At 68.8% G+C, this 26,590-nt stretch carries 33 protein-coding genes and 3 pseudogenes; 28 read left to right on the top strand and 8 right to left on the bottom strand.

The features are described 5' to 3' along the window. Positions 1-92 precede the first annotated feature (92 nt). The 6 genes from hrcA (at position 93) to ABFX45_RS21970 (ending at position 5,602) form a co-directional block, all read left to right on the top strand. Positions 93-1,115, top strand: a complete 1,023-nt coding sequence (gene hrcA, locus ABFX45_RS21945; RefSeq protein ID WP_346131821.1) for a heat-inducible transcriptional repressor HrcA — start codon at positions 93-95, stop codon at positions 1,113-1,115. Positions 1,116-1,170: 55 nt separating this feature from the next. Beyond that, positions 1,171-2,322, top strand: coding sequence for a molecular chaperone DnaJ (gene dnaJ / locus ABFX45_RS21950; RefSeq protein ID WP_109641280.1), 1,152 nt, complete (start codon positions 1,171-1,173; stop codon positions 2,320-2,322). After that, the gene (locus tag ABFX45_RS21955; protein ID WP_346131822.1) at positions 2,319-3,050 is read left to right on the top strand and encodes a 16S rRNA (uracil(1498)-N(3))-methyltransferase; all 732 of its coding nucleotides are present in this window, start codon (positions 2,319-2,321) and stop codon (positions 3,048-3,050) included. The genes dnaJ and ABFX45_RS21955 overlap by 4 nt, the downstream gene beginning before the upstream one ends. Positions 3,051-3,990: 940 nt before the next feature. Continuing rightward, positions 3,991-4,647 (top strand): alpha/beta hydrolase family protein, encoded by a 657-nt coding sequence (locus ABFX45_RS21960; RefSeq protein WP_346131823.1) that lies wholly within the window; start codon positions 3,991-3,993, stop codon positions 4,645-4,647. A gap of 9 nt (positions 4,648-4,656) precedes the next feature. Next, entirely contained in the window at positions 4,657-5,247 is a 591-nt protein-coding gene (locus ABFX45_RS21965) for a TetR/AcrR family transcriptional regulator (protein WP_109641099.1), read from the top strand. A gap of 37 nt (positions 5,248-5,284) precedes the next feature. Beyond that, a complete protein-coding gene (locus tag ABFX45_RS21970) occupies positions 5,285-5,602 on the top strand; it encodes a histidine triad nucleotide-binding protein (protein WP_346131824.1) in 318 nt (105 codons plus the stop codon). Here ABFX45_RS21970 and ABFX45_RS21975 read toward each other — a convergent pair. Then, a complete protein-coding gene (locus ABFX45_RS21975; protein ID WP_346131825.1) occupies positions 5,599-6,381 on the bottom strand; it encodes a GNAT family N-acetyltransferase in 783 nt (260 codons plus the stop codon). The two genes, ABFX45_RS21970 and ABFX45_RS21975, sit on opposite strands and share 4 nt — an antisense overlap. 13 nt (positions 6,382-6,394) lie before the next feature. Next, positions 6,395-7,141: a hypothetical protein gene (locus ABFX45_RS21980; protein ID WP_346131826.1), complete on the bottom strand. Its 747-nt coding sequence runs from the start codon at positions 7,139-7,141 to the stop codon at positions 6,395-6,397. Positions 7,142-7,286: 145 nt separating this feature from the next. Between ABFX45_RS21980 and ABFX45_RS21985 the strand changes: the two are divergent. The 14 genes and pseudogenes from ABFX45_RS21985 to ABFX45_RS22050 all read left to right on the top strand — a co-directional run. Beyond that, positions 7,287-7,979: pseudogene (locus ABFX45_RS21985) on the top strand (PhoH family protein); the annotation flags it as partial. A gap of 567 nt (positions 7,980-8,546) precedes the next feature. Next, positions 8,547-8,777, top strand: a pseudogene (locus tag ABFX45_RS21990) (LAGLIDADG family homing endonuclease); the annotation flags it as partial. Positions 8,778-9,059: 282 nt separating this feature from the next. Continuing rightward, positions 9,060-9,416 (top strand): annotated as a pseudogene (locus ABFX45_RS21995) (PhoH family protein); the annotation flags it as partial. A gap of 4 nt (positions 9,417-9,420) precedes the next feature. Then, on the top strand, positions 9,421-9,981 hold the full coding sequence (gene ybeY, locus ABFX45_RS22000; RefSeq protein ID WP_109641104.1) for an rRNA maturation RNase YbeY: 561 nt from the start codon (positions 9,421-9,423) through the stop codon (positions 9,979-9,981). 5 nt (positions 9,982-9,986) lie between these two features. Next, on the top strand, positions 9,987-11,279 hold the full coding sequence (locus ABFX45_RS22005; RefSeq protein WP_109641105.1) for a hemolysin family protein: 1,293 nt from the start codon (positions 9,987-9,989) through the stop codon (positions 11,277-11,279). After that, complete coding sequence (locus ABFX45_RS22010; protein WP_346131827.1) at positions 11,269-11,607, top strand: cytidine deaminase; 339 nt, start codon at positions 11,269-11,271, stop codon at positions 11,605-11,607. The genes ABFX45_RS22005 and ABFX45_RS22010 overlap by 11 nt, the downstream gene beginning before the upstream one ends. A gap of 196 nt (positions 11,608-11,803) precedes the next feature. Continuing rightward, the gene (locus tag ABFX45_RS22015) at positions 11,804-11,926 is read left to right on the top strand and encodes a hypothetical protein (protein ID WP_346131828.1); all 123 of its coding nucleotides are present in this window, start codon (positions 11,804-11,806) and stop codon (positions 11,924-11,926) included. A 65-nt stretch (positions 11,927-11,991) separates the two neighbouring features. Further along, positions 11,992-12,888, top strand: a complete 897-nt coding sequence (gene era, locus ABFX45_RS22020; protein ID WP_109641107.1) for a GTPase Era — start codon at positions 11,992-11,994, stop codon at positions 12,886-12,888. Between the two features lie 163 nt (positions 12,889-13,051). After that, complete coding sequence (recO, locus tag ABFX45_RS22025; RefSeq protein WP_109641108.1) at positions 13,052-13,810, top strand: DNA repair protein RecO; 759 nt, start codon at positions 13,052-13,054, stop codon at positions 13,808-13,810. A 105-nt stretch (positions 13,811-13,915) separates the two neighbouring features. Continuing rightward, positions 13,916-14,734 (top strand): isoprenyl transferase, encoded by an 819-nt coding sequence (locus ABFX45_RS22030; RefSeq protein WP_109641109.1) that lies wholly within the window; start codon positions 13,916-13,918, stop codon positions 14,732-14,734. Beyond that, positions 14,731-15,129: a YbjN domain-containing protein gene (locus tag ABFX45_RS22035; RefSeq protein WP_109641110.1), complete on the top strand. Its 399-nt coding sequence runs from the start codon at positions 14,731-14,733 to the stop codon at positions 15,127-15,129. The genes ABFX45_RS22030 and ABFX45_RS22035 overlap by 4 nt, the downstream gene beginning before the upstream one ends. Positions 15,130-15,142: 13 nt before the next feature. Next, positions 15,143-15,577 carry a hypothetical protein gene (locus tag ABFX45_RS22040; protein WP_112229096.1) on the top strand — a complete coding sequence of 145 codons (435 nt, stop codon included), beginning with the start codon at positions 15,143-15,145 and terminating at the stop codon, positions 15,575-15,577. Continuing rightward, positions 15,574-16,584: a permease gene (locus ABFX45_RS22045; protein WP_346131829.1), complete on the top strand. Its 1,011-nt coding sequence runs from the start codon at positions 15,574-15,576 to the stop codon at positions 16,582-16,584. The genes ABFX45_RS22040 and ABFX45_RS22045 overlap by 4 nt, the downstream gene beginning before the upstream one ends. Then, complete coding sequence (locus ABFX45_RS22050; RefSeq protein ID WP_112229098.1) at positions 16,581-17,285, top strand: TIGR03943 family putative permease subunit; 705 nt, start codon at positions 16,581-16,583, stop codon at positions 17,283-17,285. The genes ABFX45_RS22045 and ABFX45_RS22050 overlap by 4 nt, the downstream gene beginning before the upstream one ends. Before the next feature lie 54 nt (positions 17,286-17,339). On the opposite strand, the gene ABFX45_RS22055 is transcribed toward ABFX45_RS22050, so the two are convergent. Genes ABFX45_RS22055 through ABFX45_RS22065 form a run of 3 tightly spaced genes read right to left on the bottom strand, consistent with a single transcriptional unit; the run spans position 17,340 to position 18,378 of the window. Further along, on the bottom strand, positions 17,340-17,741 hold the full coding sequence (locus ABFX45_RS22055; RefSeq protein WP_109641114.1) for a Fur family transcriptional regulator: 402 nt from the start codon (positions 17,739-17,741) through the stop codon (positions 17,340-17,342). Continuing rightward, positions 17,738-18,088, bottom strand: coding sequence for an ArsR/SmtB family transcription factor (locus tag ABFX45_RS22060; protein WP_109641115.1), 351 nt, complete (start codon positions 18,086-18,088; stop codon positions 17,738-17,740). The genes ABFX45_RS22055 and ABFX45_RS22060 overlap by 4 nt, the downstream gene beginning before the upstream one ends. Before the next feature lie 11 nt (positions 18,089-18,099). Beyond that, complete coding sequence (locus tag ABFX45_RS22065; RefSeq protein ID WP_109641116.1) at positions 18,100-18,378, bottom strand: hypothetical protein; 279 nt, start codon at positions 18,376-18,378, stop codon at positions 18,100-18,102. Positions 18,379-18,395: 17 nt separating this feature from the next. Here ABFX45_RS22065 and ABFX45_RS22070 point away from each other — a divergent pair, with 17 nt between their 5' ends. After that, complete coding sequence (locus tag ABFX45_RS22070; RefSeq protein ID WP_109641117.1) at positions 18,396-18,773, top strand: antibiotic biosynthesis monooxygenase family protein; 378 nt, start codon at positions 18,396-18,398, stop codon at positions 18,771-18,773. Here ABFX45_RS22070 and ABFX45_RS22075 read toward each other — a convergent pair. Then, positions 18,770-19,447 carry a tetratricopeptide repeat protein gene (locus ABFX45_RS22075; RefSeq protein ID WP_346131830.1) on the bottom strand — a complete coding sequence of 226 codons (678 nt, stop codon included), beginning with the start codon at positions 19,445-19,447 and terminating at the stop codon, positions 18,770-18,772. The two genes, ABFX45_RS22070 and ABFX45_RS22075, sit on opposite strands and share 4 nt — an antisense overlap. Before the next feature lie 93 nt (positions 19,448-19,540). Here ABFX45_RS22075 and ABFX45_RS22080 point away from each other — a divergent pair, with 93 nt between their 5' ends. The 5 genes from ABFX45_RS22080 (at position 19,541) to ABFX45_RS22100 (ending at position 22,728) form a co-directional block, all read left to right on the top strand. After that, positions 19,541-20,926 (top strand): glycine--tRNA ligase, encoded by a 1,386-nt coding sequence (locus ABFX45_RS22080; protein WP_109641281.1) that lies wholly within the window; start codon positions 19,541-19,543, stop codon positions 20,924-20,926. A 77-nt stretch (positions 20,927-21,003) separates the two neighbouring features. Next, positions 21,004-21,705, top strand: coding sequence for a hypothetical protein (locus ABFX45_RS22085; protein ID WP_346131831.1), 702 nt, complete (start codon positions 21,004-21,006; stop codon positions 21,703-21,705). Then, positions 21,702-22,022 carry a hypothetical protein gene (locus ABFX45_RS22090; RefSeq protein WP_346131832.1) on the top strand — a complete coding sequence of 107 codons (321 nt, stop codon included), beginning with the start codon at positions 21,702-21,704 and terminating at the stop codon, positions 22,020-22,022. The genes ABFX45_RS22085 and ABFX45_RS22090 overlap by 4 nt, the downstream gene beginning before the upstream one ends. Beyond that, positions 22,019-22,225 (top strand): hypothetical protein, encoded by a 207-nt coding sequence (locus ABFX45_RS22095; protein ID WP_346131833.1) that lies wholly within the window; start codon positions 22,019-22,021, stop codon positions 22,223-22,225. Before ABFX45_RS22090 ends, ABFX45_RS22095 begins: the two co-directional genes overlap by 4 nt. After that, positions 22,222-22,728, top strand: a complete 507-nt coding sequence (locus tag ABFX45_RS22100; RefSeq protein WP_346131834.1) for a hypothetical protein — start codon at positions 22,222-22,224, stop codon at positions 22,726-22,728. Before ABFX45_RS22095 ends, ABFX45_RS22100 begins: the two co-directional genes overlap by 4 nt. Before the next feature lie 166 nt (positions 22,729-22,894). Here ABFX45_RS22100 and ABFX45_RS22105 read toward each other — a convergent pair whose 3' ends face one another. Both ABFX45_RS22105 and ABFX45_RS22110 read right to left on the bottom strand, forming a co-directional pair. Then, complete coding sequence (locus ABFX45_RS22105; RefSeq protein ID WP_346131835.1) at positions 22,895-23,791, bottom strand: serine hydrolase; 897 nt, start codon at positions 23,789-23,791, stop codon at positions 22,895-22,897. Positions 23,792-23,807: 16 nt separating this feature from the next. Next, complete coding sequence (locus tag ABFX45_RS22110; RefSeq protein WP_109641121.1) at positions 23,808-24,539, bottom strand: Type 1 glutamine amidotransferase-like domain-containing protein; 732 nt, start codon at positions 24,537-24,539, stop codon at positions 23,808-23,810. A 51-nt stretch (positions 24,540-24,590) separates the two neighbouring features. Here ABFX45_RS22110 and ABFX45_RS22115 point away from each other — a divergent pair, with 51 nt between their 5' ends. Both ABFX45_RS22115 and ABFX45_RS22120 read left to right on the top strand, forming a co-directional pair. Beyond that, entirely contained in the window at positions 24,591-25,265 is a 675-nt protein-coding gene (locus ABFX45_RS22115) for a YdcF family protein (RefSeq protein WP_109641122.1), read from the top strand. Beyond that, complete coding sequence (locus ABFX45_RS22120; protein WP_112229103.1) at positions 25,265-26,503, top strand: deoxyguanosinetriphosphate triphosphohydrolase; 1,239 nt, start codon at positions 25,265-25,267, stop codon at positions 26,501-26,503. Before ABFX45_RS22115 ends, ABFX45_RS22120 begins: the two co-directional genes overlap by 1 nt. The last annotated feature ends 87 nt before the right edge of the window (positions 26,504-26,590 follow it).

Below are 26,590 nucleotides of genomic sequence, written 5' to 3' on the forward strand. Positions count from 1 at the left end.
CTTGAGTTCGGGTTCAGCAACGCAACAGAGCTGGCTCCCGGCAGGAAACCGCCTGGGTAAACTCGGGAGCACGGGACACGGAGGTGACAGCGGTGAACGCCGATGAGCGTCGGTTCGAGGTGCTGCGCGCCATCGTCGCCGACTACGTGTCCAACCAGGAGCCCGTCGGGTCGAAAGCGCTGGTGGAGCGGCACAACCTGGGTGTGTCGAGCGCGACCGTGCGCAACGACATGGCCGCGCTGGAGGACGAGGGCTACATCGCCCAGCCGCACACCAGCGCGGGTCGTGTGCCGACGGACAAGGGCTACCGGCTCTTCGTCGACAGGCTGAGCGAGATCAAGCCGCTCTCGCAGGCCGAGAAGCGGGCCATCCGCAGCTTCCTCGACGGAGCGCTCGACCTCGACGACGTGATGCGCCGCAGCGTCCGGTTGCTCGCGCAGCTCACCCGGCAGGTCGCGGTGATCCAGGTGCCGACCCTGTCCCGCGCGGCCGTGCGGCACCTCGAGGTGCTGTCGATCACGCCGTCGCGGCTGATGCTGGTGCTGATCACCGACACCGGCCGCGTCGACCAGCGGATCGTCGAGCTGGGTGACGTGATCAGTGAAGAGGACACGGCCCACCTGCGCGGCGTGCTGAACCAGGCCATGTCGGGGCAGCGGCTGGCTGACGCGAGCGCCAAGGTCGCGGAGCTGCCCGACGAGGTGCGTCAGGACCTGCGCGACCCGATGCTGAGGGTCGCCACGGTGCTGATCGAGACGCTGGTCGAGCACCCGGAGGAACGGCTCGTGCTCGGCGGCACCGCGAACCTCACCCGCAACGTCGCGGACTTCCCCGGCTCGCTCCGGCAGGTGCTGGAGGCGCTCGAGGAACAGGTGATCGTGCTCAAGCTGCTCGCCGCCTCCCGCGATCCCGGTCGCGTGCTGGTGCGCATCGGCGAGGAGAACGAGGCAGCTGAGATGCGCAGCACTTCCGTGGTGTCCATCGGCTACGGCAGCCGTGACAATCCGCTGGGCGGCCTCGGTGTCGTCGGACCCACGCGCATGGACTACCCGGGAACGATGGCGGCCGTGCGTGCGGTCGCCAACTACGTCGGTGAGATCCTGACCGGTCGTTGAACGAGAACTGCACCCGAGAACTTTTCTCTGAAAGATGAACACGAAAGCGAACAAGGTGGCCAGGGATTACTACGGCATCCTCGGTGTCGCGCAGAACGCGACACAGGATGAGATCAAGCGCGCCTATCGCAAGCTCGCCAGGCAGCTGCACCCGGACGTCAATCCCAGCGAGGAGGCCCGCTTCAAGGAGGTCACGGCCGCCTACGAGGTGTTGTCGAACCCCGAGAAGCGCCGCATCGTCGACCTGGGCGGCGACCCGCTCGACTCGGGCGGCGGCGGTGGACGCGCCGGCGGCGACCCGTTCGCGGGCTTCGGTCTCGGCGACATCATGGACGCCTTCTTCGGTGCCTCGTCCGGCGGCGGCCGCGGTCCCCGCAGCCGCGTGCAACCGGGTTCCGACGCGCTGATCCGGCTCGACATGACGCTGGAGGAGTGCGCGGCGGGCGCCACCCGTGAGCTCACCGTCGACACCGCGATCCTCTGCGACCGCTGCCACGGCGCCGGCACGTCCGGCGACTCCAAGCCGATCCGCTGCGACACGTGCAACGGCCGCGGCGAGGTCCAGTCGGTGCAGCGCTCGTTCCTCGGCCAGGTCGTGACGTCGCGCCCGTGCCCGGTGTGCCGCGGCTACGGCGAGGTCATCCCCGACCCGTGCCAGCAGTGCAGTGGCGACGGCCGCGTCCGCTCGCGCCGCACGATCTCCGTGAACATCCCCGCCGGTGTCGCCGAGGGCATGCGCGTGCGCCTCGCGGGCCAGGGCGAGGTCGGTCCCGGCGGTGGCCCGGCCGGCGACCTCTACGTCGAGGTCGAGGAGCACCCGCACGAGATCTTCGAACGCGACGGCGCCGACCTGCACTGCGTGGTGCAGATTCCGATGACGACGGCTGCTCTGGGCGCCACCCTGCCCCTGAAGACGCTGGACGGCGAGGAAGAACTGCAGATCGAGCCCGGCACGCAGCCGAACACGCAGCTCGTGCTGACGGGCCGCGGCATGCCGAAGCTGCGTTCCACCGGCCGCGTCGACGGCCGCGGCGACCTGCACGTGCACCTCGAAGTCGTCGTGCCCACGAAGCTCGACGCCGCCCAGGCCGCACTGCTGCGCGACCTCGCCGAGATGCGCGGCGAGAACGAGCCTTCGTTGTCCCACAACGGCAAGGGCGGCGGCGGGCTGTTCTCCCGCCTGCGCGCCTCACGCGGCAACCGATGACCCTGCCCGTCTTCCTCGTGCCCGCGCTCCCGGCGGGCGAGGAGTTCGTGCTGGACGGCCCGGAAGGCCGCCACGCCGCGACCGTGAAGCGCCTGCGCGTGGGTGAGGAACTCGTCCTGTCCGACGGTTCCGGCACCCTCGTGCGGTGCGCCGTGGTGGCGGTGGAACGGGATGCGTTGTCGCTGAAGGTGCTCGAACGCTCCGTGGAGCCAGAACCGACGCCACGCGTCGTCCTCGCGCAGGCGTTGGTGAAGGGCGACCGCGGCGAGCTCGCGGTCGAACTGGCCACCGAGGCCGGAGTGGACGGTGTGGTGCCGTGGCGCGCTTCCCGTTGCGTGGCGAAGTGGGAAGACGGCCCGCGCGGCGCCAAAGCGTTGGGGCGTTGGCGTTCCACGGTTCGGGAGGCGGCGAAGCAAGCCCGGCGCTCACGAGTGCCTTTCGTCGACGAACCCGTGACCACGGCGCAGCTTTCGCAGCGCGTGTCGTCGTCGGCGCTCACGCTCGTGCTGCACGAGAGCGCGACCGACCGACTGTCCGATGTCGACCTTCCGGCATCCGGAGACGTCCTGCTCGTCGTCGGTCCGGAAGGCGGAATCACGCCAGAGGAACTGGACGCCTTGCGTTCTTCGGGTGCCCGGATCGTCCGATTGGGCCCAACCGTTCTGCGTGCATCTACCGCTGCGGCCGTTGCTCTTGGTGCCCTCGGGGTGCTCACCTCTCGCTGGTGACCCAGTTCACTCCGAAGGTGAACATCGGATGGATTGGCTTGACGCAAGTTGTAGCGAACCGCAGGCGGTTGGGGTTACTCTAGTTGCAGAGGGGCTCAATTGGTCTAGCCGGAAACGGAGTAGACGATTAGGCCTTTCTAACCAAAGGACTCGCCGGACACCTCCCCCCTCGGTCCGGCGTCGGCGCCTCGCGGCGAAGCGACCCCCAGGCTTCGGACCGCGAGGCGCCCCTTTATCTCTCGGTCTCGCTTGCTCGGTGCCTTCGGCACCTTCGCCGCTCGTCGATAAAGCGTGTCTTGTGGGGGCCGAGCCCCCACACCCCAGCCGGGGGCAAGCCCCCGGACCCCCGGCCGCCTCGCCTTCGGCTTCGGCAGGCCATCCCCTTTCGCTTCGCGTTACGTCACGTCGCGTTGCGTCGGTCCCGCCGCGCCTCGCTTCGCCTCGCGCTGGCCTTGCCGCGCCTCGCTTCGCCTCGCGTTGCCTCACTTCGCCTTTGCCTTGTGTCCCCCGGCCTTGCCCCGCTTCGCCTTGCGCCGCCTCGCTTTGCCTCGTCTTGCGTCGCCAGGCCTCGTCGCGCCCCCGGCCTGCCAGGCCTCGCCACGCGTCGCCACGCGTCGCCTCGCCTCGCCTCGCCACGCGTCGCCACGCGTCGCCACGCGTCGCCACGCGTCGCCACGCGTCGCCACGCGTCGCCACGCGTCGCCACGCGTCGCCACGCCACGCGTCGCCTCGCCACGCGTCGCCTTGTCTCGCTTCGCTTGCGCCGCCCCGCCTTGCCTTGTGTCGCCACGTGTTGGCACGCCCCGCTTTGCTCTTGCCACGGTCGCCTTGTGTCGCCTTGCCTTGGTTGGTTTGTGTTGTTTGCGGTGGGTGCCTTGTTGGGGTGGATTGTGGGTGTTTGGGGCGTGGGTGGGGTTTGTTGGTCGCGTAGGTTCTGGGGGTGCAGCGGATTGCTTATGGGGAGCACCCCAGTCAGTTCGGCGAGCTTTGGCTTCCCGACGGGGTTGCTGAGGGTGCTGTTGTCGTCATTCACGGTGGTTTTTGGCACCAGAGGTATGGGCTGGAGCTTGGGCGGCCGCTGGCGGAAGTGCTTGTGAAGGACGGATTTGCCGTCTGGAACATCGAGTACCGGCGTGTTGGTGGTGACGGTGGGTGGCCTGCCACCGGACAGGACGTGTTGGCGGCCATCGAGGCTGTCGACATCGGACCCGTGGTGGCGCTCGGACACAGCGCTGGAGGGCATCTCGCTGTGTGGGCGGCCAGACACAGCGAGCGAGTGATCGGAGCTGTGGGGCAGGCGGCGGTGCTCGACTTCACGAAGCACATCACGTCGCGGGCGCTGGAGCTGTGTTCCGAGGAGCAGTTCGCTGAGGCCTCGCCGGCGGCGCTGGTGCCCATCGGCAAGCCGGTGATCTGCGTGCACGGTGATCTTGACGAGGACGTGCCGGTGGAGCAGAGCGTCGATTTCTGTGCTCTGGAGCCGCAAGCGGAGCTCGTCGTGGTGGAGGGCGGCGGGCACATGGACATGATCACGCCGGGCACCGAGTCGTGGGAGGAGTGCCGCAGGGCGGTCGTTCGGCTTGCGAGAGGCTGCTAGAAAGAGCCGGTGCCGAAGGTTGTCGACCACGAGGAACGTCGCCGCGAGCTGGCCGAGGCCGTGTGGCGCATCGTGCAACGGGACGGGATCGACCACGCGTCGGTGCGGGCCGTCGCGGCCGAGTCCGGGTGGTCGAGCGGGTCGTTGCGCCACTACTTCCCCACGCAGGACTCGTTGCTGGGGTTCGCGATGGAGCTCGCGTACCGGCGGTTCATCGCGCGGCTGGAGAAGATCGACACCTCGGTCGGCAACCGGGAGCTGGTGAGGGCCTTCGCCCACGAGATGCTCGCGCTGGACGACGAGCGGCGGGTCGAGGCCGCTGTGCTGTTGTCGTTCCTGCCGCGGGCGATGGTGGAGCCGTCGTTGCACGAGTTGGAGCGCTACGGCACGCGGGAGCTCTACGGCGAGATCGCTCGGGTGCTCACGGCGGCCCAGGAGGCGGGGGAGCTGCGGGACGGCGTGGTGCCGATGAAGGCCGCGCGGCGGACGATCGTGCTGATCGACGGGCTCAACATCCACCACCAGCTCGGGCCGGACGAGCTCACGGCCGAGGACATGATCGAGGCCGTCGACGAGCACCTGGACCGGCTGTTCATCTGACGAGCCGGTCGCCCGGTGCGGCACTAGCGTGCAGGGCATGTCCTGTTTGTTCTGCCGGATCGTCGACGGTGAGATTCCCGCGACGGTCGTGCACGAGACCAAGACGACGCTGGCGTTCCGCGACATCCACCCCAAGGCGCCGGTGCACGTGCTGATCATTCCGCGCGAGCACGTGCCGAACGCCGTCGACCTCGACGGCGACCAGCTCGGCGACCTCTTCGCCGCCGCGAAGGAGATCGCCGAGGCCGAAGGTGTCTCGGAGACCGGCTACCGGCTGCTGTTCAACACCGGGCCGGACAGCGGGCAGGAGGTCTTCCACGCCCATCTGCACCTGCTCGGTGGGGCACGTCTCTAGCCCAGGGCCTGCAGGATCGGTGCGTGGTAACGGGCTCGGTCGCCGGGCAGCTGGTCCGCGTTCCTGACCATCGAGGCGCTCTCGCCCCACGACTCCATGCCGTGTGCACGAACGAACGCGACCACCTCCGGATCGTGCACGTCGACGCGCGCGCGGCCGTTGCCGGCGGCGGAGTCGGCGATGAGCGCGCACGCGTCGGCGGGCGAGTCCGCGATCACCGGGCCGATCAGCAGCAGGTCGTCGGCGACGCGCCACGAACCCGTCACGCCGTTCGCGGACAGCCGCACGGATCCCATGGCGAGCAACGACTCCCACAGGAACGGGCGCGTGATGCCGGTGACCTTGGCGTCGAGCGCGACGAGTTCGTCTAGGTCAGCGGACACGGCGAGATGTGATGTATTGGATACCGGTCCCGTGAACACGCCCGCGTGGATGTCGGTGAAGCCGACGGCGCGGAAGCCCAGCTGTTCGTAGAGCGGGCGGCCCATCTCAGTCGCGAACAGTGTGGAGACGCCCGTATCCAGTACATGGGATACCAGCCGGCGGCCGTGGCCTTGGCGCGCACAACGTTCAGCCACCAGCACCATGCTGATCGACGCCAGTTCCGGGTAGCGCGTCACGACCGTCGTGCCGGCGAGGCCTTGGTCGTCGAACAGGCCCCAGCCTTCGCTGTGCGTCAGCAGGAACGCCCACTTGCTTTCCTCGCGGGGCCACGACCGGCTCTCGGCCAGGTCGGAGCACGCGGTGAGGTCGTCCAGCGTCAGTCGTCGCAGTTCCACAGATCCCCCCAGATCATCCAAGTGCGTGCGAGGCGGGCACGAAGTAGCGCGACCGGTCGCCAGGCACGTTCGCGGCGCCGCGCACCATCAGCGTGCAGCCGCCGCCGAGCTTCTCGAAGCCCTGTTCCAGCAGGAAGGCGCCCACTTCCGCGTTGTCCGTGTTCACGCGGACCTGACCGGCGCCGACGGCCACGTCCGAGATCATGCCGCAGGCCACCGAGGCGGACGGGGCGATCAACGGGCCGATGATCGACCCCACGGGGCTCGGCCGGGTGGCGATCACGCCGGACTCCGACATCCGCACCGTGTACGGCGTCGTCGGGTCGAGCATCCGTTCCCAGAGCAACGGCCGGGTGAACCCGCTCACCTCGTGGTCGAGCGCCACCAACAGGTCCAGGTCGGCCGGGGTGGCCGCCCTGGTCACGCCGGGAGCGGCGCGGAGCACACCCTGGTACTCGGTGGTGGCCCCGACAGGGTGAAACCCGAGCCTCGTGTAGAGCGGCTCACCCATGGAGGTCGCATACAGTGTCGACGCACCGATATCCAATATATTGGACATCAGCCGGGTGCCGATGCCCCGGCGACCTGCCCACGACGCGACCAGCACGCCGCTGATCGCCTGCATCTCGGGATACGGCGTCGTCAACGCCGTGCCGAGCAATCCCGTCGAGTCGAACGCGCCCCACCCCGGACCCAGCTCGAGCATCAGCTCCCACTGCGCGGGCGTCCACGCCCAACCTCGGTCCGTGATGAGCTTCATGCACTCGGGTATGTCGTCGACACCAAGCCTGCGGATCTCCACAGCCCCTGAGCACACACGGTGAGCAATCCGGTAGCCACCCATTTTCGGCCGGACTAGCATCGACGCCACCAGATCCGAGCGACAGGAAGCAGGCCGGGGCCACGTGGCCGAAGAAACACAGCAGAGCATCAAGGAAGGTCAGTCCCGGTTCGCCGTGCCCGACGGCGCGGTGCTCAGCCTGCTGGGGTCGCGAGACGAGAACCTCCGGCTCGCGGAGGAGCTGCTCGACGCCGACGTGCACGTGCGCGGGAACGAGATCACGCTGTCCGGCGCCCCCGCGGACGTGGCCTTCGCGGAACGGGTCTTCAGCGAGCTCGTCACCCTCGCCAGCCGTGGCCAGGCCATCGACCAGAACACCGTGCGCCGCACGGTCGCGATGCTCTCCGCCAACGCCGACTCCTCGCCCGCCGAGGTCCTGAGCCTCGACATCATCAGCCGCCGCGGCCGCACGATCAGGCCGAAGACGCTGAACCAGAAGCACTACGTCGACGCGATCGACAAGAACACCGTCGTGTTCGGCATCGGCCCCGCCGGCACCGGCAAGACCTACCTCGCCATGGCCAAGGCCGTGCAGGCGCTGCAGTCCAAGCAGGTCAACCGCATCATCCTGACCCGCCCGGCGGTCGAGGCCGGTGAGCGGCTCGGCTACCTGCCCGGCACGCTCTACGAGAAGATCGACCCGTACCTGCGCCCGCTCTACGACGCGCTGCACGACATGGTCGACCCGGAGTCGATCCCGCGCCTCACCCAGGCGGGCACGATCGAGGTCGCCCCGCTCGCATACATGCGTGGGCGAGCCCAGCCGATCTTCACTCCGGTGCTGACTCCGGACGGCTACCGGCCGATCGGATCGCTGCAGGTCGGTGATCTCGTCATCGGCTCCAACGGCGAGCCGACTCCGGTGCTGGGCGTCTACCCGCAGGGTGAAAAGGACGTCTACCGCGTCACGGCTCAGGACGGCTCTTCGACCCTCGCCTGCGGGGAGCACCTGTGGACTGTGCGGACTGCGTCCGACCGGCGCCGCAACAAGCCGTGGCGGGTGCTCGAGACGAAGGAGATGATCGGCAACCTGCGGGCCGCGCACGCCCGGCGCTATGAGCTTCCGCTCCTCAGCGCGCCGGTGTGCCTGCCGGAACGCGAAGTGCCGATGAACCCGTATGCCCTGGGTCTGTTGCTCGGCGACGGCTGCATCACCGGCTCGACGACTCCGTCGTTCTCCACCTCCGATCCGGCGCTCGCCTTCGCGCTCCAGGTGGCGCTCGAGCCGATCGCGGTGATGAGGAAGAACCAGGTCGACTACACGTTGAACCGCGTGAAGGCGCCTGGCGACGTGGTGACGCTGGAGAACCCGGTCACGGCGGTGATGCGTCAGCTGGAGCTGCACGGCACGCGGTCGCACGCCAAGTTCGTGCCTGAGCTCTATCTCCACAACAGCGCTGACGTGCGGCTGGCCCTGCTTCAGGGCCTGCTCGACTCGGACGGTGGACCGGTCACCCAGGCCGGTAGGACCTGCCGCATCCAGTACACGACGACGTCCGAACGGTTGCGGGACGACGTCGTCACTCTCGTTCGCTCGCTCGGTGGCGTGGCCTACTGGCGCTGCCGTCCGGCCGAGGGACGCAAGCCGGGCATGGCGAAGGGGCGTGAGGTCGGCTACCGCCACGACGCGTACGTCCTCGACATCAGACTGCCTGAGGGCGTCGAGCCGTTCCGGCTCAAGCGCAAGCGGGAGAAGTACCACGCCGCCGGTGGTGGTGGGCGTCCGATGCGGTTCATCGACAGCATCGAGCCCGCAGGGCGGACGGAAACGGTGTGCATCCAGGTGGCGGCGCAGGACTCGCTGTACGTCACCGAGGACTACCTGCTGACCCACAACACGCTCAACGACGCGTTCATCATCCTCGACGAGGCGCAGAACACGACGCCCGAGCAGATGAAGATGTTCCTCACGCGACTCGGCTTCGGCTCGAAGATCGTCGTGACCGGCGACATCACCCAGGTCGACCTCCCCGGCGGCCAGCGCAGCGGCCTGAAGGTCGTCAAGGACATCCTCGAAGGCGTCGAAGACGTGCACTTCTCGGTCCTGACCAGCCAGGACGTGGTGCGTCACCGCCTGGTCGGCGACATCGTCGACGCGTACGAGAAGTGGCACGTCGAGCAGGACACCATCGACCAGGACGGGCGACACCACGGACCCGGTGCACGCCGGGGGAACCAGCGCCGGGGACGATAGGCGCGTGAGCATCGAGATCGCCAACGAGTCGGGCGTCGCGGTGGACGAGGGTTCCATCGTCTCCGCCGCCCGCTTCGCGCTGGACCGCATGGGCGTGAGCCCGCTGGCCGAGCTGTCCGTCCTGCTCGTCGAGCTGGACGTGATGGCCGACCTGCACGAGCGCTGGATGGACCTGCCCGGCCCGACGGACGTCATGGCCTTCCCCATGGACGAGCTGGACTCCGCGCGCCGGCCCGACGCCGCGGGCCTCGGCCCTGCGTTGCTCGGGGACATCGTGCTGTGCCCGGCGTTCGCCAAGGACCAGGCCAAGAAGGCGGGCCACGGCCTGCTGGACGAGCTGCACCTGCTGACCGTCCACGGCGTGCTGCACCTGCTCGGCTACGACCACGCCGAGCCTGCGGAGGAACGCGAGATGTTCACCCTGCAGAACCGCATCCTCGCGGACTTCCGCACCGCGCGTGACGAGGCCGAGCGGGCCGCGCACCAGCGCAGCACCGACGACAAGGTGCTCGGCGCGGTCGGCCTGGACGAGCAGAAGCCTCTCCAGCATCCCGAAGAAGACTGACGCGCATGAGCGAGAACCCAGCCGGCGTCATTGTGCTGGCCGTCTTGCTCGTGCTCGCCGCCGGTGTCTTCGCGTGTGTGGACGCAGCCCTCGGCACGGTGTCACGCGCACGGGTCGAGGCCCTGCAACGGCAGGGCCGCTGGGGCACCGGGCAGCTGCTGCAGGTCCTCAACGACCGTCCGCGGCACGTCAACCTGTTGCTGTTGCTGCGCCTGTTCTGCGAGATGCTGGCGGCGGTCCTGGTCACGACGGTGTTCCTGCAGTACGTCGACCAGCTCTGGACGGCCGTCCTGTACTCGTGCCTGAGCATGCTCGTCGTGTCGTACGTGCTCGTCGGTGTCGGACCGCGCACCATCGGCCGTCAGCATCCGTACGGCGTGAGCCTGCTCGCTGCGGGCACGGTCCGTCAGCTCGGCCGCGTGCTCGGGCCGCTCAGCAAGCTGCTGATCCTCATCGGTAACGCGATCACGCCCGGCAAGGGCTTCCGCGAGGGCCCGTTCTCCTCCGAGGTGGAGCTGCGCGAGCTCGTCGACATGGCGCAGGAACGCGGCGTCGTCGACGAGGGCGAGCGCGAGATGATCCACTCGGTGTTCGAGCTGGGCGACACCATCGCGCGCGAGGTCATGGTGCCGCGCACCGAGATCGTGTGGATCGAGCAGTCGAAGTCGGTGCGGCAGGCGCTCGCGCTGTCGTTGCGCACCGGCTACACGCGCGTCCCGGTGATCGGGGAGAGCGTCGACGACGTGCTCGGCGTGGTGAACCTGAAGGACCTCATGCGGGCCACGCTCGCCGACGACGAGGACCCGAAGAGCGTCGCCGAGCTGATGCGCCCGATGAGCTTCATCCCGGACTCGAAGCCGATCGCGGACCTGCTGCGCGAGATGCAGGTGTCCCGCCGCCACATGGCGATCGTCGTCGACGAGTACGGCGGCACCGCGGGCCTGCTGACCATCGAGGACATCCTCGAGGAGATCGTCGGCGAGATCACCGACGAGTCCGACACCGACGACCGCCCGCCGGTCGAGCACCTGCCCGACGGCGCCGTCCGGGTCAGCGCGCGCCTGCCGGTCGACGACCTGGACGCGTTGTTCGGCACCGAGCTGGACGACCACGAGGTCGAGACCGTCGGCGGCCTGCTCGCGCAACGGCTCGGGCGCGTGCCCCTGCCCGGCACCGAGGCCGAGATCGCGGGCCTGCGCATGCGGGCGGAAGGCGGCAAGGACGAACGCGGGCGCATCCGCGTCACCACTGTGCTCGTGCGCCCTGTGCAGAAGGAGACAGAAGAAGATGACCACTGACATCGATCCCGAGGACGCCAAGCTCGTGACGCTCGCGCGGTCCGTCCGTGCGCGCAATGGCGCTGCGGAGGGTGCGGCCGTGCGGGACCTCGATGGCCGCACGTACAACGCGTCCACCGTCTCGTTGCCGTCTCTGCAGCTCACCGCGTTGCAGGCCGCCGTGGCCGCCGCCGTGTCGAGCGGTGCGGAAGGCCTCGAGGCCGCGGTCGTGGTGACCGACGCCGGGGCGCTGGACGAGGGTTCGGTCTCGGTCGTGCGGGACCTCGCGGCAACTGCGCCGATCATTCGTGCGACTTTGGCGGGAGAAGTCGCCGACGTGGTCCGATAGCCCCTGGGGAGCGGAGCCGTCGCCTGGTCTCGCCCACAACCCTGGGGGAAGTGCTGATGAGACGTTTGGCTGCGTTGTTCAGCGTGCTCGCGGTCGCCGTGAGCACGCTTTTCTTTTCGGTGTCGACGGCACAGGCGGCGTGGAGCAACTGGTACGGGCTGGGCGGGAGGATCTACTGGACGCCCACCGTCACGACGTGGGGCCCGGCCGGCTCGACCTCTTCACCGTCGGCCGCGCCGCCGCGTCGCGGGGGCCGAACCGCATCGACAGCTTCGTCACCGGCGCCGATCGCTGGCTGCACCAGAAGGCCTGGTCCTGACTTGATCGGGCAGTTCTGGCGGGACCGGCAACAACCTCGTTGCCGGTCCCAGGGACAATGGACCGATGGATGGTTACCGCTCCGGGTTCGCGTGCTTCGTCGGCCGCCCGAACGCAGGGAAGTCGACGCTGACGAACGCGCTGGTGGGCACGAAGGTCGCCATCACGTCGAACAAGCCGCAGACCACCCGCCACACGATCCGCGGCATCGTGCACCGCCCCGACGGCCAGCTCGTGCTCGTGGACACCCCCGGCCTGCACCGGCCGCGCACGCTGCTCGGCCAGCGGCTCAACGACCTGGTGCGCGAGACGTGGTCGGAGGTCGACGTCGTCGGCTTCTGCGTGCCCGCGGACCAGAAGGTCGGCCCCGGTGACAAGTTCATCGCCGCCGAGCTCGAGAAGGTCGCCAAGCGCACGCCCGTGGTCGGCATCGTCACCAAGACGGACCTGGTCTCGCAGCAGCAGGTGATGGAGCAGCTGCTCGCGCTGCAGAAGGTCATGGAGTTCGCCGAGATCATCCCGGTGTCCGCGGTCGACGGCTTCCAGGTCGACAAGCTGAGCGACCTGCTGCTGGGCAAGCTGCCGGAGGGCCCGCAGCTGTTCCCGGACGGCGATCTCACCGACGAGCCCGAGCAGACACTGGTCGCCGAGCTGATCCGCGAGGCCGCGCTGGAGGGCGTGCGCGACGAGCTGCCGCACTCCATCGCCGTGGTGGTCGAGGAGATGATGCCGCGCGAGGGTCGTGACGACCTGATGGACATCCACGCGTTCGTGTTCGTGGAACGGCCGTCGCAGAAGGCGATCATCCTCGGGCACCGGGGTGAGCGGCTCAAGCAGGTCGGCATGACCGCGCGCAAGCAGATCGAGGCGCTGCTGGGCATGCGGGTGTACCTGGACCTGCACATCAAGATCGCCAAGGATTGGCAGCGCGATCCGAAACAGTTGCGCCGCCTGGGCTTCTAGTGCCGCGACCACCAGCCTTCGCCGCGTCTTCCGACGCTCAGCAGGGCAACTCGCGGCACCGGCCCCACGCCGACAGACAACCAGTATGAGGACGCGGGGCCGGCACCGCGATGCGCCCGTCTGACCGGCGAAACACGGGGCAAAGTCTGGAGGTCACGGCACTATGGCCAACCTGTACCGCGACACAGGAATCGTGCTGCGCGTGCAGAAGCTCGGTGAAGCGGACCGGATCATCACCTTCCTGACCCAGCGCCACGGCAAGCTCCGCGCCGTGGCGAAGGGCGTGCGCCGCACGTCGTCGAAGTTCGGCGCGCGGCTGGAGCCGTTCTGCCACGTCGACGTGCAGTTCCACCCCGGCCGCTCGCTCGACATCATCACCCAGGTGCAGACGCTGGACGCGTTCGGCGTGGGCATCGTCAACGACTACCAGCGCTACACGGCCGCGTGCGCGATCCTCGAGACCGCTGACCGCCTCACCTCCGAAGAGGGCGAACCGGTCGTGCGGCTCTACCTGCTCGTGACAGGCGCTTTGAGAGCGTTGGCCGCTGCCGAACGGGATCCGTCGCTGCTGCTGGACGCCTTCCTGATGCGTGCCATGGCGTTCGCCGGTTGGGCGCCCGCCGTGAACGAGTGCGCGAAGTGCGGCACACCCGGCCCGCACCGGGCGTTCAGCGTCCAGGCTGGTGGCACGTGCTGCCCGAACTGCCGCCCGCCCGGCTCGGCGTCGCCGTCCGCGGACACGCTGACGTTGCTCTCGGCACTGCTGCACGGGCAGTGGGGCGTGGTCGACGAGATTCCGCACGTGGCCCGTCGTGACGCGAGCGGGCTGGTCGCGGCGCACCTGCAGTGGCACCTGGAACGGCAGCTGCGATCGTTGCCGTTGGTGGAGCGAAAGGCCAAGGACGACGGCTCGTCGGGCTGATCGGCTTTCACCGGCAGTACCCGGGGGATGGGAGAAGGGCAAGCGGCGGTAGCGGCTAATGTGGCGGCCACCGATCACGGTCCCGCTGGAAGGATGCCGAGCCCCATGCTGCGTCGCCGCCGCTCCGAGCGCGAGAAGCGCGTACCGCGCCCGCCGGAGCCGCACCCGTCCGGCGCGACGCCCCCGGCGATTCCCGCCGAGTTCGTGCCGAAGCACATCGCGATCGTGATGGACGGCAACGGCCGCTGGGCCAACCAGCGCGGACTGTCGCGGGTCGAGGGCCACAAGCGTGGCGAGCAGGTCGTCGTCGAGGTCGCCAAGGGCGCCATCGAGATGGGCGTGAAGTGGCTGTCGCTGTACGCCTTCTCCACCGAGAACTGGCGCCGCAGCCCCGAAGAGGTCCGGTTCCTCATGGGCTTCTCGCGCGACGTCATCCACCACCGCACCGACGAGCTCGACGAACTGGGCGTGCGGGTGCGGTGGGCCGGTCGCCGGCCGCGGTTGTGGCGCAGCGTCATCAAGGAGCTGGAGGTCGCGGAGGAGCGCACCCGCGACAACGACCAGCTCAACCTCGCGATGTGCATCAACTACGGCGGCCGCGCCGAGATCGGTGACGCCGCCCGCGAGATCGCGCGGCTGGCCGCCGCCGGGCAGCTCAACCCCGACAAGGTCGACGAGAAGACCGTCGCGCGCTACCTCTACCAGCCCGAGATGCCGGACGTGGACCTGTTCATCCGTCCGTCGGGCGAGCAGCGCACCTCGAACTTCATGCTGTGGCAGTCCGCGTACGCCGAGCTGGTGTTCCAGGACATCCTCTGGCCCGACTTCGACCGCCGCGACCTGTGGCGCGCGGTCGAGAAGTTCGCCGAGCGCGACCGCCGCTTCGGTGGTGCGATCGACAAGCCCGATTCGGAGGTGTCGTGAACGCGAGCGGTGAGGCTCTCGAGGCCGCGCGCAAGGCGCTGGAGCTGTTCCACGACGTCTCCGTGGACGACGACGGCGCGCTGAGCTTCCGCCACGGCGACGTGCCGTGCGCCGTGCAGGGCATGGAACTGGCCGACGGGCTGACGGTGCTCTCGCTGACGTGCGTCGTCGCGTGGGACCTGCCGGCCGATGCGGCGGTGTGGGTCGCCGAACGCGCAGGTCAGGGCCTTTTCGGCACGCTCGGCGTCATCGCGTCCGAACGGGGGACCGATGTCATGCTGCGCTACGCGTTCCCGGCGGACGGCCTCAAACCGGAGCCGCTGAGCACGCTGCTCATGCTGGTTGTGTCGACCGCCTCGCAGGTGCGCGGCGAGCTCCTCTCCCGCTTTTCTTGAGAAAGGACCCTCGATGGGTGGCGTGATCATTTACGAGCCGGAAGAGGACGCGGACGTCAACGAGTTCCCGTGGACCGTGACGTTCGAGCCGTCGGGCGGCGACGACTGGGACTCGTTCATCTGCGGCCCGTACGAGCGCGACCACGCCGTCGCGCTGGCGGAGGCCGTGGCGCTGGACGACGCCGAGGGTGGCGTGCTGGCCATCGTGAAGCCGATGCTGCCCGCCCTGTCGGCCGAGGACGTGAGCGCCACGATCGAGGAGCTCCGTGAGGCCGCCCTCGAGGAAGAGGACGACGAGGAGACCGTCAACGGCACTCCCGTCGACTTCGACGACGAGGAGGACCTCGAAGAGGAAGAGGCCGAGTTCGCCGAGCCGCCGTCGCCGGAGGAGATCCGCGAGGGCATGGCGCGCACGTACCGGCGCTTGCTGGACCTGGACGCGGAATGACGATCACCGGCGAGATCCGCTCGTCGAAGCGGCGCTCCGGCCCGCCTCGGCTGAAGATCACGTCGTTGGAGGTGCTGTGCGGGATCCTCGTTCTCGCACTGCTCTTCCAGTCCCGGCTGGTCGATCTTCTCGATGTGCCGAAGCTGCGGACCGCGTCGACGGTGTTCGTCGCGATCTGCGTGCAGGCCATGCCGTTCCTGGTGCTGGGCGTGCTGATCTCCGGTGCCATCGCGGCGTTCGTGCCGGCTTCGGCGCTGCGCAAGCTGCTGCCCTCGAAGACGGCGCTGGCGGTACCGGTGGCGGGTGTCGCGGGCGTGGCTCTGCCGGGCTGCGAGTGCGCCTCGGTGCCCGTCGCGCGGCGGCTGATGCAGCAGGGTGTCGCGCCGGCGGTGGCGCTGACGTTCCTGCTGGCGGCGCCGGCGGTGAACCCGATCGTGCTGGTGTCGACGGCGGTGGCGTTCAACGACACCCCGATGATGGTCGTCGCGCGGTTCGTCGCCTCGTTGCTGACCGCGATGGTCATGGGCTGGCTGTGGGTGCGGTTCGGCAAGGCGGAGTGGATCGCTGAGCGCGCCCTCGCCCGCATGCAGGATCATCCCGGCACCAACAAGTGGGCCGTCTTCGCCGAGAGCGCGCGCCACGACCTCGTGGACGCCGGTGGGTTCCTGGTGCTGGGCGGCCTGTTCGCGGCGGCGTTCAAGACGTTCGTGCCTGTCGCCTGGATGCAGACGCTCAGCGGCCAGATCGTGCTGGGCGTGCTGGTGATGGCGTTCCTGGCCGTGATCCTGGCGCTGTGCTCCGAGGCCGACGCGTTCGTGGCGGTGGCCTTCTCGGCGCTGCCGCTGTTGCCGCGCCTGGTCTTCCTGGTCGTCGGCCCCGCCGTCGACGTGAAGCTGATCGCGCTGCAGGCGGGTGCGTTCGGCAAGTCCTTCGCCTTCCGCTTCGCACCGGCTACCTTCGTAGTGGCGATCTTGTGCGCTGTCGCGACGGGAGTGGTGCTGCTGTGAGGCGGGAAACCCAGAACATCCTGCTGGTGCTGCTCGGCGGCGCGCTGCTGAAGATCAGCTTCTCGGGCCTCTACCTGCGCTACGTGCAGAAGGGCCTGCTGCCGCTGCTGATCGCGGCCGGCACGATCATGATCGGCCTCGCGCTGTTCGCGATCATCAGGGACATCCGCCGCGGCAAGGCCGTCTCGGACGACGAGCACGGCCACTCGCACTCGTCGCGCTCGACCTGGCTGATGCTGCTGCCGGTGCTCGCGGTGTTCCTGATCTCGCCACCAGCGCTCGGCGGCGACGTCGTGAGCTCCGCGGCGGACACGAACCAGACGCAGCGGTCCCGCAACCTGCTGGGCGAACTGCCGGCCGGAGACGTCATCCCGTTGTCCATGACCGAGTTCGTCACGCGCACGGCGTGGGACGAGTCGGGGACGCTGGACGGCCGTCGCGTGAAGCTGACCGGGTTCCTGACGCGGGCGGACGGGGACACGTTCGTCGCGCGGCTCGCGATCTCCTGCTGCGCGGCGGACGCGCGGCCGTTGAAGGTGAAGCTGGCCGGGGACGTGCCGTCGCTGCCGAACGAGCAGTGGGTGGAAGTGACCGGTCAGGTCGTGCCGAAGTCGGCGTCCGAGAAGAACTCGTGGGTGCCGAGCTTCACGGTGGAGTCGTCGACGCCGGTGCAGGAGCCTGCTGAGCCCTACGAGTCCTAGCAGACCCGTATCGTCACGCGGCGGGTGCCTTCCCGCCGCGTGACGTCGGGCGAACTAGGCGTCCTTCAGCTTGGCCGTGCACTCCGCGCACGTGCCGAAGATCTCGACGGTGTGGCTGACCTCGGAGAACCCGTTCTCGGCCGCCACCCGGTCCGCCCACTTCTCGACGGCGGGGCCCTCCACCTCCACCGTGCGGCCGCAGTGGCGGCACACGAGGTGATGGTGGTGGTGGGCCGAGCAACGGCGGTAGATGGCCTCGCCCGAGTCGGTGCGCAGGACGTCGACCTGGCCCGCGTCCGCGAGGGACTGCAGGGTGCGGTAGACCGTGGTCAGGCCGATGCCCTCGCCTCGGCGGCGTAGTTCCTCGTGCAGTTCCTGCGCGCTGCGGAAGTCGTCGAGCTGGTCGAGCAGGTTCGAGACGGCAGTGCGCTGTTTGGTGGACCTCAGTCCGGTCACAACTTCTCCTCGACGTGCGTCACCGCGTCGACCACGATGTGCGCCAGGTGTTCGTCTACCAGTCGATACACGACCTCGCGGCCGTGTCGTTCACCGTGCACCACACCCGCGGACTTCAGCACGCGCAGGTGCTGGCTGATCAGCGGCTGGGCGACGCCCAGCGCCTCGACCAGCTCGTGCACGCAGCGGTCGTGCTCGCGCAGCTGCAGGACGATGGCGATGCGGACCGGCGCGGCCAGTGCGCGCAGCAGGTCGCCGGCCTCGGCCAGGGTGTGCGCGGCTCTGCGCGGTGCGGGTGCTGGGGCCTCGCGTTCGGGGGAGTGCTCGCCGTGCAGCTGGACGGTCATGGCGGCACACCTCACCTGGTAGGGATTTTCACAACCAATTCTACGGTGATGACGAGCAGTATCAGCAGGACCACCACGCGCAACGTGCGTTGACCTGGGGAAAGTACCTTCCAGGTGGCCGCGAGCAGGGCTCCCGCACCGATGATCAGTACACCTAACAGCACTGCTCCCACCGTGCCGCCGACCAGGACACCGGTGATGAACAGCCCGAGCACGAGCAGGAACGCCACGACCGGGCGGACGCGCGCGAGCGGGCCGTCGCCGGGCAGCAGAGGGCGCTTGGAGGTCACCGTGCCATCCTTGCACCGTGCTGCTCGTGTGCCGCTTCCGCGTATCCGACCCAGAGACGTTCACCTCGCGGGTGGAGCTCGCGCTGAAGCTCCTGACCGCTCAGCCGGGGTGCGAGAAGGGTACGTTGGCGAGGTCCACCGACGAGGACGACCGGTGGGTGCTGACGGTCGAGTTCGAGTCCGTGGTGGCTTATCGGCGTGCGATGTCGCCGTTCCCCGTGCGCGAACACGTGATCCCGTTGCTGTCCGAGGCGCTGACCGACGAGCCCGCGATGTACGAGCCGACGCTGACGAGCGCCGGCGGCCAGGTCGAGACGCACACGAGCCTGCTCGCCGAGGACGCGTTCACGGTGCGGCTCGGCGAAGCGGGTGGACCGGCTACCCCTCGCAGTTAGTTCTGGGCGGCGATAGCCTCCATCTCCTTGACCCACTCCTCGTGCGAGTCGTGGGGGAGGAGCTCCAGCGCCCCGCGTGCGGCTTCGGCGGCTTCTTCCTTGCGGCCCAACGCGTGCAGCGTCTTGGCCTTGCCGCTCTCCGCGTACGCCTCCGGGGTCTTCTCGAAGGCTTCCAGCGCCTCGTCGAAGCGCTCGTTCTCGTAGTAGTACCAGCCGAGGTTGTTGTGCAGCGGGCCCAGCCACCTCGACAGCTCGGGGTTGGCCTCGACCAGTTCGAGGCCCTGCTTCGTCCACTTCTCCGGGTCGTCGACCAGCGACGCCATGTGTGCGGCGTCGACCGCCAGCGACAGGTCACCGCGCGTCTTGGCCAGGATGAACGCCGCCACGAACAACGGTTGCGCGGCCTCGGCATCGCCGCCGGAGCGGTGCAGTCTGCCGCGTTCGAGCAGTACCCGCACCCGGCCCGTCGAGTCGGGGGCGATGAGGGTCTCCGCCTCGTCGACGAGAGCGTGACCTGCGGCGAAGTTCTCCCGCAGGCCCTCGACGCGGGCTAGCTGCGTCAGCACCTCCGCGCGCTCGTCGTCGGTCTCCACGTTGTTGAGGAGCGCACGGAACCTCGCCTCGGTGCCGTCCAGGTCGGCGAAGTCCCACAGCTCTCGCAGCCGGTCTTCCATTCGTGCAGCGTAAGGCTCCGGTCGCCCGTTCGGGGCGCAACGTGACGGGCTAGGCTGACACCCCCGAATCTGATTCCCCCGATGGAGTTCCCGTTGGCCGCCGATCGCATCGAGACCGTTGTCAGCCTCTGCAAGCGCAGGGGGTTCGTCTACCCGTGCGGGGAGATCTACGGCGGTACCCGCTCGGCGTGGGACTACGGACCACTGGGCGTCGAGCTCAAGGACAACATCAAGCGCCAGTGGTGGAACTTCATGGTGCGCGGCCGCGAGGACGTCGTGGGCCTGGACTCGTCGGTCATCCTGCCGCGTGACGTGTGGGTCGCCTCCGGTCACGTCGAGGCGTTCGTCGACCCGCTGATCGAGTGCGAGTCCTGCCACAAGCGGTTCCGTGCGGACACGCTGTCGGAGGAGTACGCCGAGCGCACCGGCAAGGACGTCGCCGAGGGCGACGTGTCGGACGTGCCGTGCCCCAACTGCGGCGTGCGCGGCAAGTACACCGAGCCGAAGATGTTCAACGGCCTGCTCAAGACGCACCTCGGTCCGGTCGAGACCGAGGAGGGCCTGCACTACCTGCGCCCCGAGACCGCGCAGGGCATCTTCACGAACTTCCTGAACGTGCAGACGACGTCGCGCAAGAAGCCGCCGTTCGGCATCGGCCAGATCGGCAAGTCGTTCCGCAACGAGATCACGCCGGGCAACTTCATCTTCCGCACCCGCGAGTTCGAGCAGATGGAGATGGAGTTCTTCGTCGAGCCCGGCACGGACGAAGAGTGGCACCAGTACTGGATCGACGAGCGCACCCGCTGGTACACGGACCTGGGTATCGCGAAGGAGAACCTGCGGCACTACGAGCACCCGCAGGAGAAGCTCTCGCACTACTCGAAGCGCACCGTGGACATCGAGTACCGCTTCCAGTTCGGCGGCCAGGAGTGGGGTGAGCTCGAGGGCATCGCGAACCGCACCGACTTCGACCTCACCACGCACTCGAACGCGTCGGGCGTCGACCTGTCGTACTTCGACCAGGCCACGAACTCGCGCTACAAGCCGTTCGTCATCGAGCCGGCAGCCGGCGTCGGCCGCCCGATGATGGCGTTCCTGCTGGAGGCCTACGTCGAGGACGAGGCCCCGAACGCCAAGGGCGGCGTGGACAAGCGCGTCGTGCTGAAGCTCGACAGGCGGTTGGCGCCGATCAAGGTCGCCGTGCTGCCCCTGTCGCGCAACGCGGAGCTGTCGCCCAAGGCCCGCGACCTGGCGACGGCGCTGCGCCGCAACTGGAACGTCGACTTCGACGACGCCGGTGCCATCGGCCGCCGCTACCGCCGTCAGGACGAGATCGGCACGCCGTTCTGCGTGACGGTCGACTTCGACACGCTCACCGACCTCGCCGTGACGGTGCGGGAGCGCGACACGATGTCGCAGGAGCGCGTCGCGATGGACCAGCTCGAGTCGTACCTCGCCGCTCGCCTGATCGGCTGCTGATCGCGGCGTTCGGCTGCGCTCACCCTCACGGATCGTTACCATCCGAAGCTCTTTGGTGACATCTCGTAGGGGGAGCGTTGGTTGAGGACAACCGCAGGTGGGGCTTCGAGGAAGCAGAGGACTGGGAGTACGAGGCCGGACGGCGAGCCACACCGCCTCCCGCCGCCGAGCAAGAGAACGACGATGCTGATGGGTGCGTCGGCACAGATCCGAGCGGTGCCGTGTCGGTGATCGTCGAGCTCGACGGCCGCGTGCGTGCGGTCCGGCTCGCCGCGCAATGGCGCGACAGCCTTGATCAACGCGGTTTGGACGCGGCCGTGCTCGGCGCCGCCAACGACGCGACCATGCTGGCTTTGTCGCGCGGCGTGGAGGCCCAGGGGGATCTGACGGCGGCCGAGCCGGCCCCGGCGAGCGGCGGGGTGGACGAGACGCCGTTGACCCGCGAAGACGCGATGCGGCTGTTCGACGCCGTGAACGCGGAGCTCGCCACGTTCACCGCGGCGCTTGACCAGACGGTGAACGCTCCCGTGCAAGCTGAGAGCCGCGGCGGGCACGTCCGTGGCACCACGCAGTTCGGCAGGGTCGTGCGATTCGAGATCGAGGACCGGTGGGTGCACGCGGCTCCCAACCCCGAGATCGAAGGCGAGCTCACTGAAGTGCTGCGCGCATTGCACGACCGCGGTATGCCTGCACCGCAGCCGGTCGGGCCCGCTATCGCAGAACTCCAGGCGTTGGCGAGTGATCCGGCGAGGTTGCTGCGGAAAGTGGGGCTGCGGTGAGTGATCTGACGGTCGCGCTCGAGGCGATGCGCGCGGACGCGGGACTGTGGTCGGCCGCCGCCGACGGTGTACAGGGTCCGCAAAGCGCCATCAGCGGATTGACCTTGACCGGCCACGACGTGTCCATGTGGGCGGTCGACCGCGGCCTGGACCGCACGTACGAGAACGGACGGGTCGTGCTTGAGGATTTGCTGCGCCAGGCGATGACGGCGTTCAACGGCCTCGGCGACAGCTTGCGGGCCGCGGCCGACACCTACGAGCGCGAAGAAGACGCGAATCTCCACGAGATGAACCGGCTCACGGGGGAGCTCAAGTGACCAATCCGCTGGTGGTGGAGGCCAAGGGCAAGGCCGACTTCATGGCGCTGGAGTCGCACACCAACACAATCGAGACCGAGCAGAACGCGATCATGCAGAAGATCCACGACATCGGCCGCAACTGGACCATGCCCAACGTTGGTGACATGGGCGATGCCAGCGTCACTGACGGCGACGGTTCGGACTGGAAAGTCGGCAATTGATCATCATTGGTCAGGGGCCGCAGCCGCAGTGGGTGTGGGTTTCCGCTGCGCGCGTTCAGCGGATCAGGGCACGGCTGGCGGTGACGGGCCTGCCTCTCATCGGTATGGCGCTGGTGTTCGGGATCGTGCTCGTCGCTGTAGGGCTGAACCTGCCGACGTCCCACAACCCGCTCAACCTGCTCGGAGTGGTGATGGCAGGGATCGCTGCGTTCTGCGCTCTGCTGTCCGGCTTGAGTCTCGCTACCGCCCGATCCTGTGCACGAGGTGAATGCGTCGACATGAACGGTGCTCGCCTGGTTCGCCGCTTGCTCGGGGTGTGGTGGGGCGGCGCGATCTTCTGCGCGATGGCCGCCTGGTTCTCCGAGGTGATGACGTTGAACAGCGAGGTGCGACCGGTGCCGTTCACGGCAGGGTCGGCGGTGTATCTCGCGTTGCTGGCCGTGGTCGTGGTGCTTGGCGGAGTCGCGTTCTTCACCGCGCGCAGGGTGCTTCGGGTCGCCTGAAGCCAACATTTGGAGCGTTCTCGCCCGGTAAAGGCGGGACGGAGGAGTGGGTCAGAGGGGCGCGGCGGTGTGCTGGTCTTCAGTGCGGTCGTGCTCCTCGTGATCGCGCTTCTGATGGTGCGCGGGTTCACCGGCGAATGGGACCGGCCCTGGCGGGCACGACGGGTCAGCCGTTGACGCCCAGCTTCGCCAGCAGGGCCGTGGAGACGGCGTTGATCGACTGCCTGGCCGTGGTCCAGGAACCCGTCGGGCTGGTGGTGAGGACGGCGACGGCGTAGCGGTTGCCGAGGACACCTGCGCTGTGCAGGTAGACGTCGCTCGGCAGGTAGTACATCCAGCCCTGCTTGGCGTAGGCGCCGGTGACACCGAGCAGGCCGAAAGCCTGGTTGAAGCCATCGGCGGCGGTGGGCGTGGCGGACGACAGCGCTGCGACGATCGTGTCTCGCACCGGCGAGCCGAGGATGTACTGGTAGAGCCGGACCATGTCGTTCGCGGTGATGACGACCTCGCCCCACTGCGACGGGTCTTCCGGCGCGTGGGTGCCGGTGAGTCCCGCTGCGGTGGCGACGTGGCCGATGGCGTCCATGCCGTCGAACCTCGTCCACAGCACGTCCATCGCGTTGTCGTCGCTCACGCTCAACGCGCGATGGATCAGGTCCTGGTCGTCGTCGGACAACGGCTGTTGCAACGCGTCGACGGCGAGGATGAGCTTCGACAGCGACGCCGAGTAGAACGGCTGGTCGCCGTGTTGCGAGACCGCCTGGCCGGTGTCGAGGTCGAGGACGGCGACGCCGACGTCGGACGCGACGCCCGCTGCAGCGATATTCGATATATCAGTCGGCGATATATTGGATACCGCAGACCGCGAGCCCGTATCCGATATATCAGGACTCGTATGCGATATGTCAGGTGCGGTGTGCGATATATCGGGGCTGTCGCCGGTATCCAATACATCAGGACCGCGCGATATATCAGTGGACGGCTTCGCGTGCGCGAGGCACGGCGCGGCGTCCGGGACGACGTAGACGGCCGCCGCGAGGAAGAGGATCAGAGCCCAGCGCACACATCCAAGGTCCGTCTCACAGGAGCCTGGTGTCGAGCTTTTCCTCCTGTGCGGTTGCTGAAGAATCCTCCCTGACCACCACGTACGCGCCGGAACCCTGACGTTCCGTCACCGCCTCGACGAGCTCGGTGCCGCGGTAGAGCAGGCCGACGCCGTCGTCGGTGCAGTAGGTCGTCGGCAGCACACCGGCGGCCACCGCCTCGTGGATCTTCGGGCGGCGCTGCTCCTCGGAGTCGTAGTGCACGCCGTTGCCGTAGGGCAGGAAGCCGAGGCCGTTCGTGACGATCCGGAGGTCCCGCCCGAACGAGTCGGTGGCGCCGCCCACGTGCCAGCAGATCGAGCCCGCCGACACACCGCTGAGCACCACGCCGGCCTCCCACGCCTTGCGGAAGACCGCGCCGAGGCCGTGCACCTCCCACACCGCCAGCAGGTTCGCGACGGAGCCACCGCCCACCCAGACGACGTCGTGCGAGAGGACGTAGCTCTCGAGGTCATCAGTCGGCGGCATCGTGAAGAGGTTCAGCATCGACACGTCGACGCCCGCGACGCTGCCCGCTTCCGCCATGTTGGCGTTCATGTGCCGCTGGTCGCCGCCGGCGGTGCCGACGTAGCAGAGCCGCGGCCGGCGCCCCTCGACGCCGGACAGGTCCAACGCGAAGTGGATCAGTTTGCCGAATTCCAGGAAGGTCCGGCGCCCCGCGCGCAGGCCTCCGGAGGTGGCGAGGATCGTGGGCTGCTCAGCAGGCATGACGAAGATCCTCGCAGGGGCGTCAACGCGACGTTCCTCCGGTCTGGAAGCATGCAAAGGGTGCGGACCCCACCACTGAAACCTCTGGCCAGGATTCGTCGCATCGTTTTGCGCCTGCTTTTCGGCGCATTGGTCATCGGTGTGCTCGTGGTGGGCGGTACGGCGTTCCGCGTGTGGCAGGTCGCGCGCGTCGACGACTGGACCAAGGCCGACATGGCGATCGTCCTCGGCGCCGCGCAGTACAACGGCGTCCCGTCCGACGTGCTCGCGGCCCGGCTCGAGCACGCGCTCGGCCTCTACCAGGAGGGCGTCGTCGGCTACATCGCCACCACCGGTGGCCGCCAGCCCGGCGACAACTTCACCGAGGGGCAGGTCGGCAAGCTGTGGCTGGTCAAGCGCGGGGTCCCGGAGGACCGCGTGCTGCAGGTCGGTGAGGGCGCGGACACGCTCGGATCGCTGCGGGCCGTCGCCTCGGTCGCCCAGGAACGCGGCCTGAAGACCGCCGTGATCGTCAGCGACCCGTGGCACTCGCTGCGCGCCCGCACGATGGCGGAGGACGCCGGGCTGCGCGCGTGGACGTCACCGACGCGCGTGGGCCCGAACGTGCAGACGCGCGAGACGCAGTGGTTCTTCATCAAGCGCGAGACCGGGGCGTTGCTGTACTACCGCCTGATGAAGGCGCACGCCGGCGTGTTCGACGAGCTCAAGCTCCCTAAAATCGGGTGATGGGATACACCGGCCACGACGCGGAGCGCCTGCTCACCGAGGAACCGAAGAGCGCCGCGCTGCCGGGTGCCCGCACCGACACCCGCACGCCGTTCTCCCGTGACCGCGCGCGCGTGCTGCACTCCGCGGCGTTGCGCCGGCTCGCGGGCAAGACCCAGGTCGTGGGTCCCGGTGAAGGCTCCGAGGTCACCGGTGTCCCGCGCACGCGTCTGACCCACTCGCTGGAGGTCGCGCAGATCGGCCGCGGCATCGGTGAGGAACTGGGCTGCGACCCGGACATCGTCGACACCGCCGGTCTCGCGCACGACATCGGCCATCCGCCGTTCGGCCACAACGGCGAGAGGGCGCTCAACGAGCTCGCCGGCCCGTGCGGCGGCTTCGAGGGCAACGCGCAGACGTTCCGCATCCTCGCCCGCCTTGAGCCCAAGTCCGCGCACGGGCTGAACCTCACGCGCGCGGTGCTCGACGCGTCGACGAAGTACCCGTGGCCGCGCACGCCGGGCACGGTGAAGTTCGGCGTGTACGACGACGACCTCGAAGTGTTCGAGTGGATGCGTGCGGGCGCACCGGACCGTGAGCGGTGCATAGAGGCGCAGGTGATGGACTGGGCAGACGACGTCGCGTACTCGGTGCACGACGTCGAGGACGGCGTCCTGGCCCACCGCATCAGCCTCGGCGCACTGGCCCGCCCGGACGAACGCGCCGCCATCGCGTCACTCGCGGCCAAGACGTTCTCCGACGAGTCCGTCGCCGCGCTCGAAGCCACCGCGGAGGAACTGATCACGCTGCCCGTGATCGGTTACTGGACCGACCACGAGTACGACGGCTCGCTCGGCGCGCAGGTGGCGTTGAAGAACCTCACCAGCGAACTGGTCGGCCGCTTCGCCTCGGCGGCGGTCACCGCCACCCGCGAGGTGCACGGCGACGGCACCCTCACGAGGTACAACGCCTCCCTGGAGATCCCCCGTCAGGTGGCCGCGGAAGTGGCGCTGCTCAAGGCGATGGCCGTCCGCTACGTGATGAGCGACCCGGCCCGCCTCGCCATGCAGGCCGCGCAACGCGACCTCATCGCCGACCTCGTCACCCGGTTGATGGAACGCCCGACACTGCTCGATCCCGCGTTCCGCCCGGTGTTCGCGGCCGCTTCCTCTTACGAGGCACGGCTTCGCGTCGTCATCGACCAGGTCGCGCTGCTCACCGACGCACAGGCCGTGGCCCGGCACCGCGCATCGGCGTAGCTTCGAAGGCATGGCGGACGAGAGCAGACCGCCAGGCCGAAGATGGCCCTGGCGGAGACCGACCAGGGAAGCCGTGCCCGTGGGCTT

Origin of the sequence: Lentzea roselyniae (assembly GCF_039537795.1) — a bacterium.
GTDB lineage: Bacteria > Actinomycetota > Actinomycetes > Mycobacteriales > Pseudonocardiaceae > Lentzea > Lentzea atacamensis.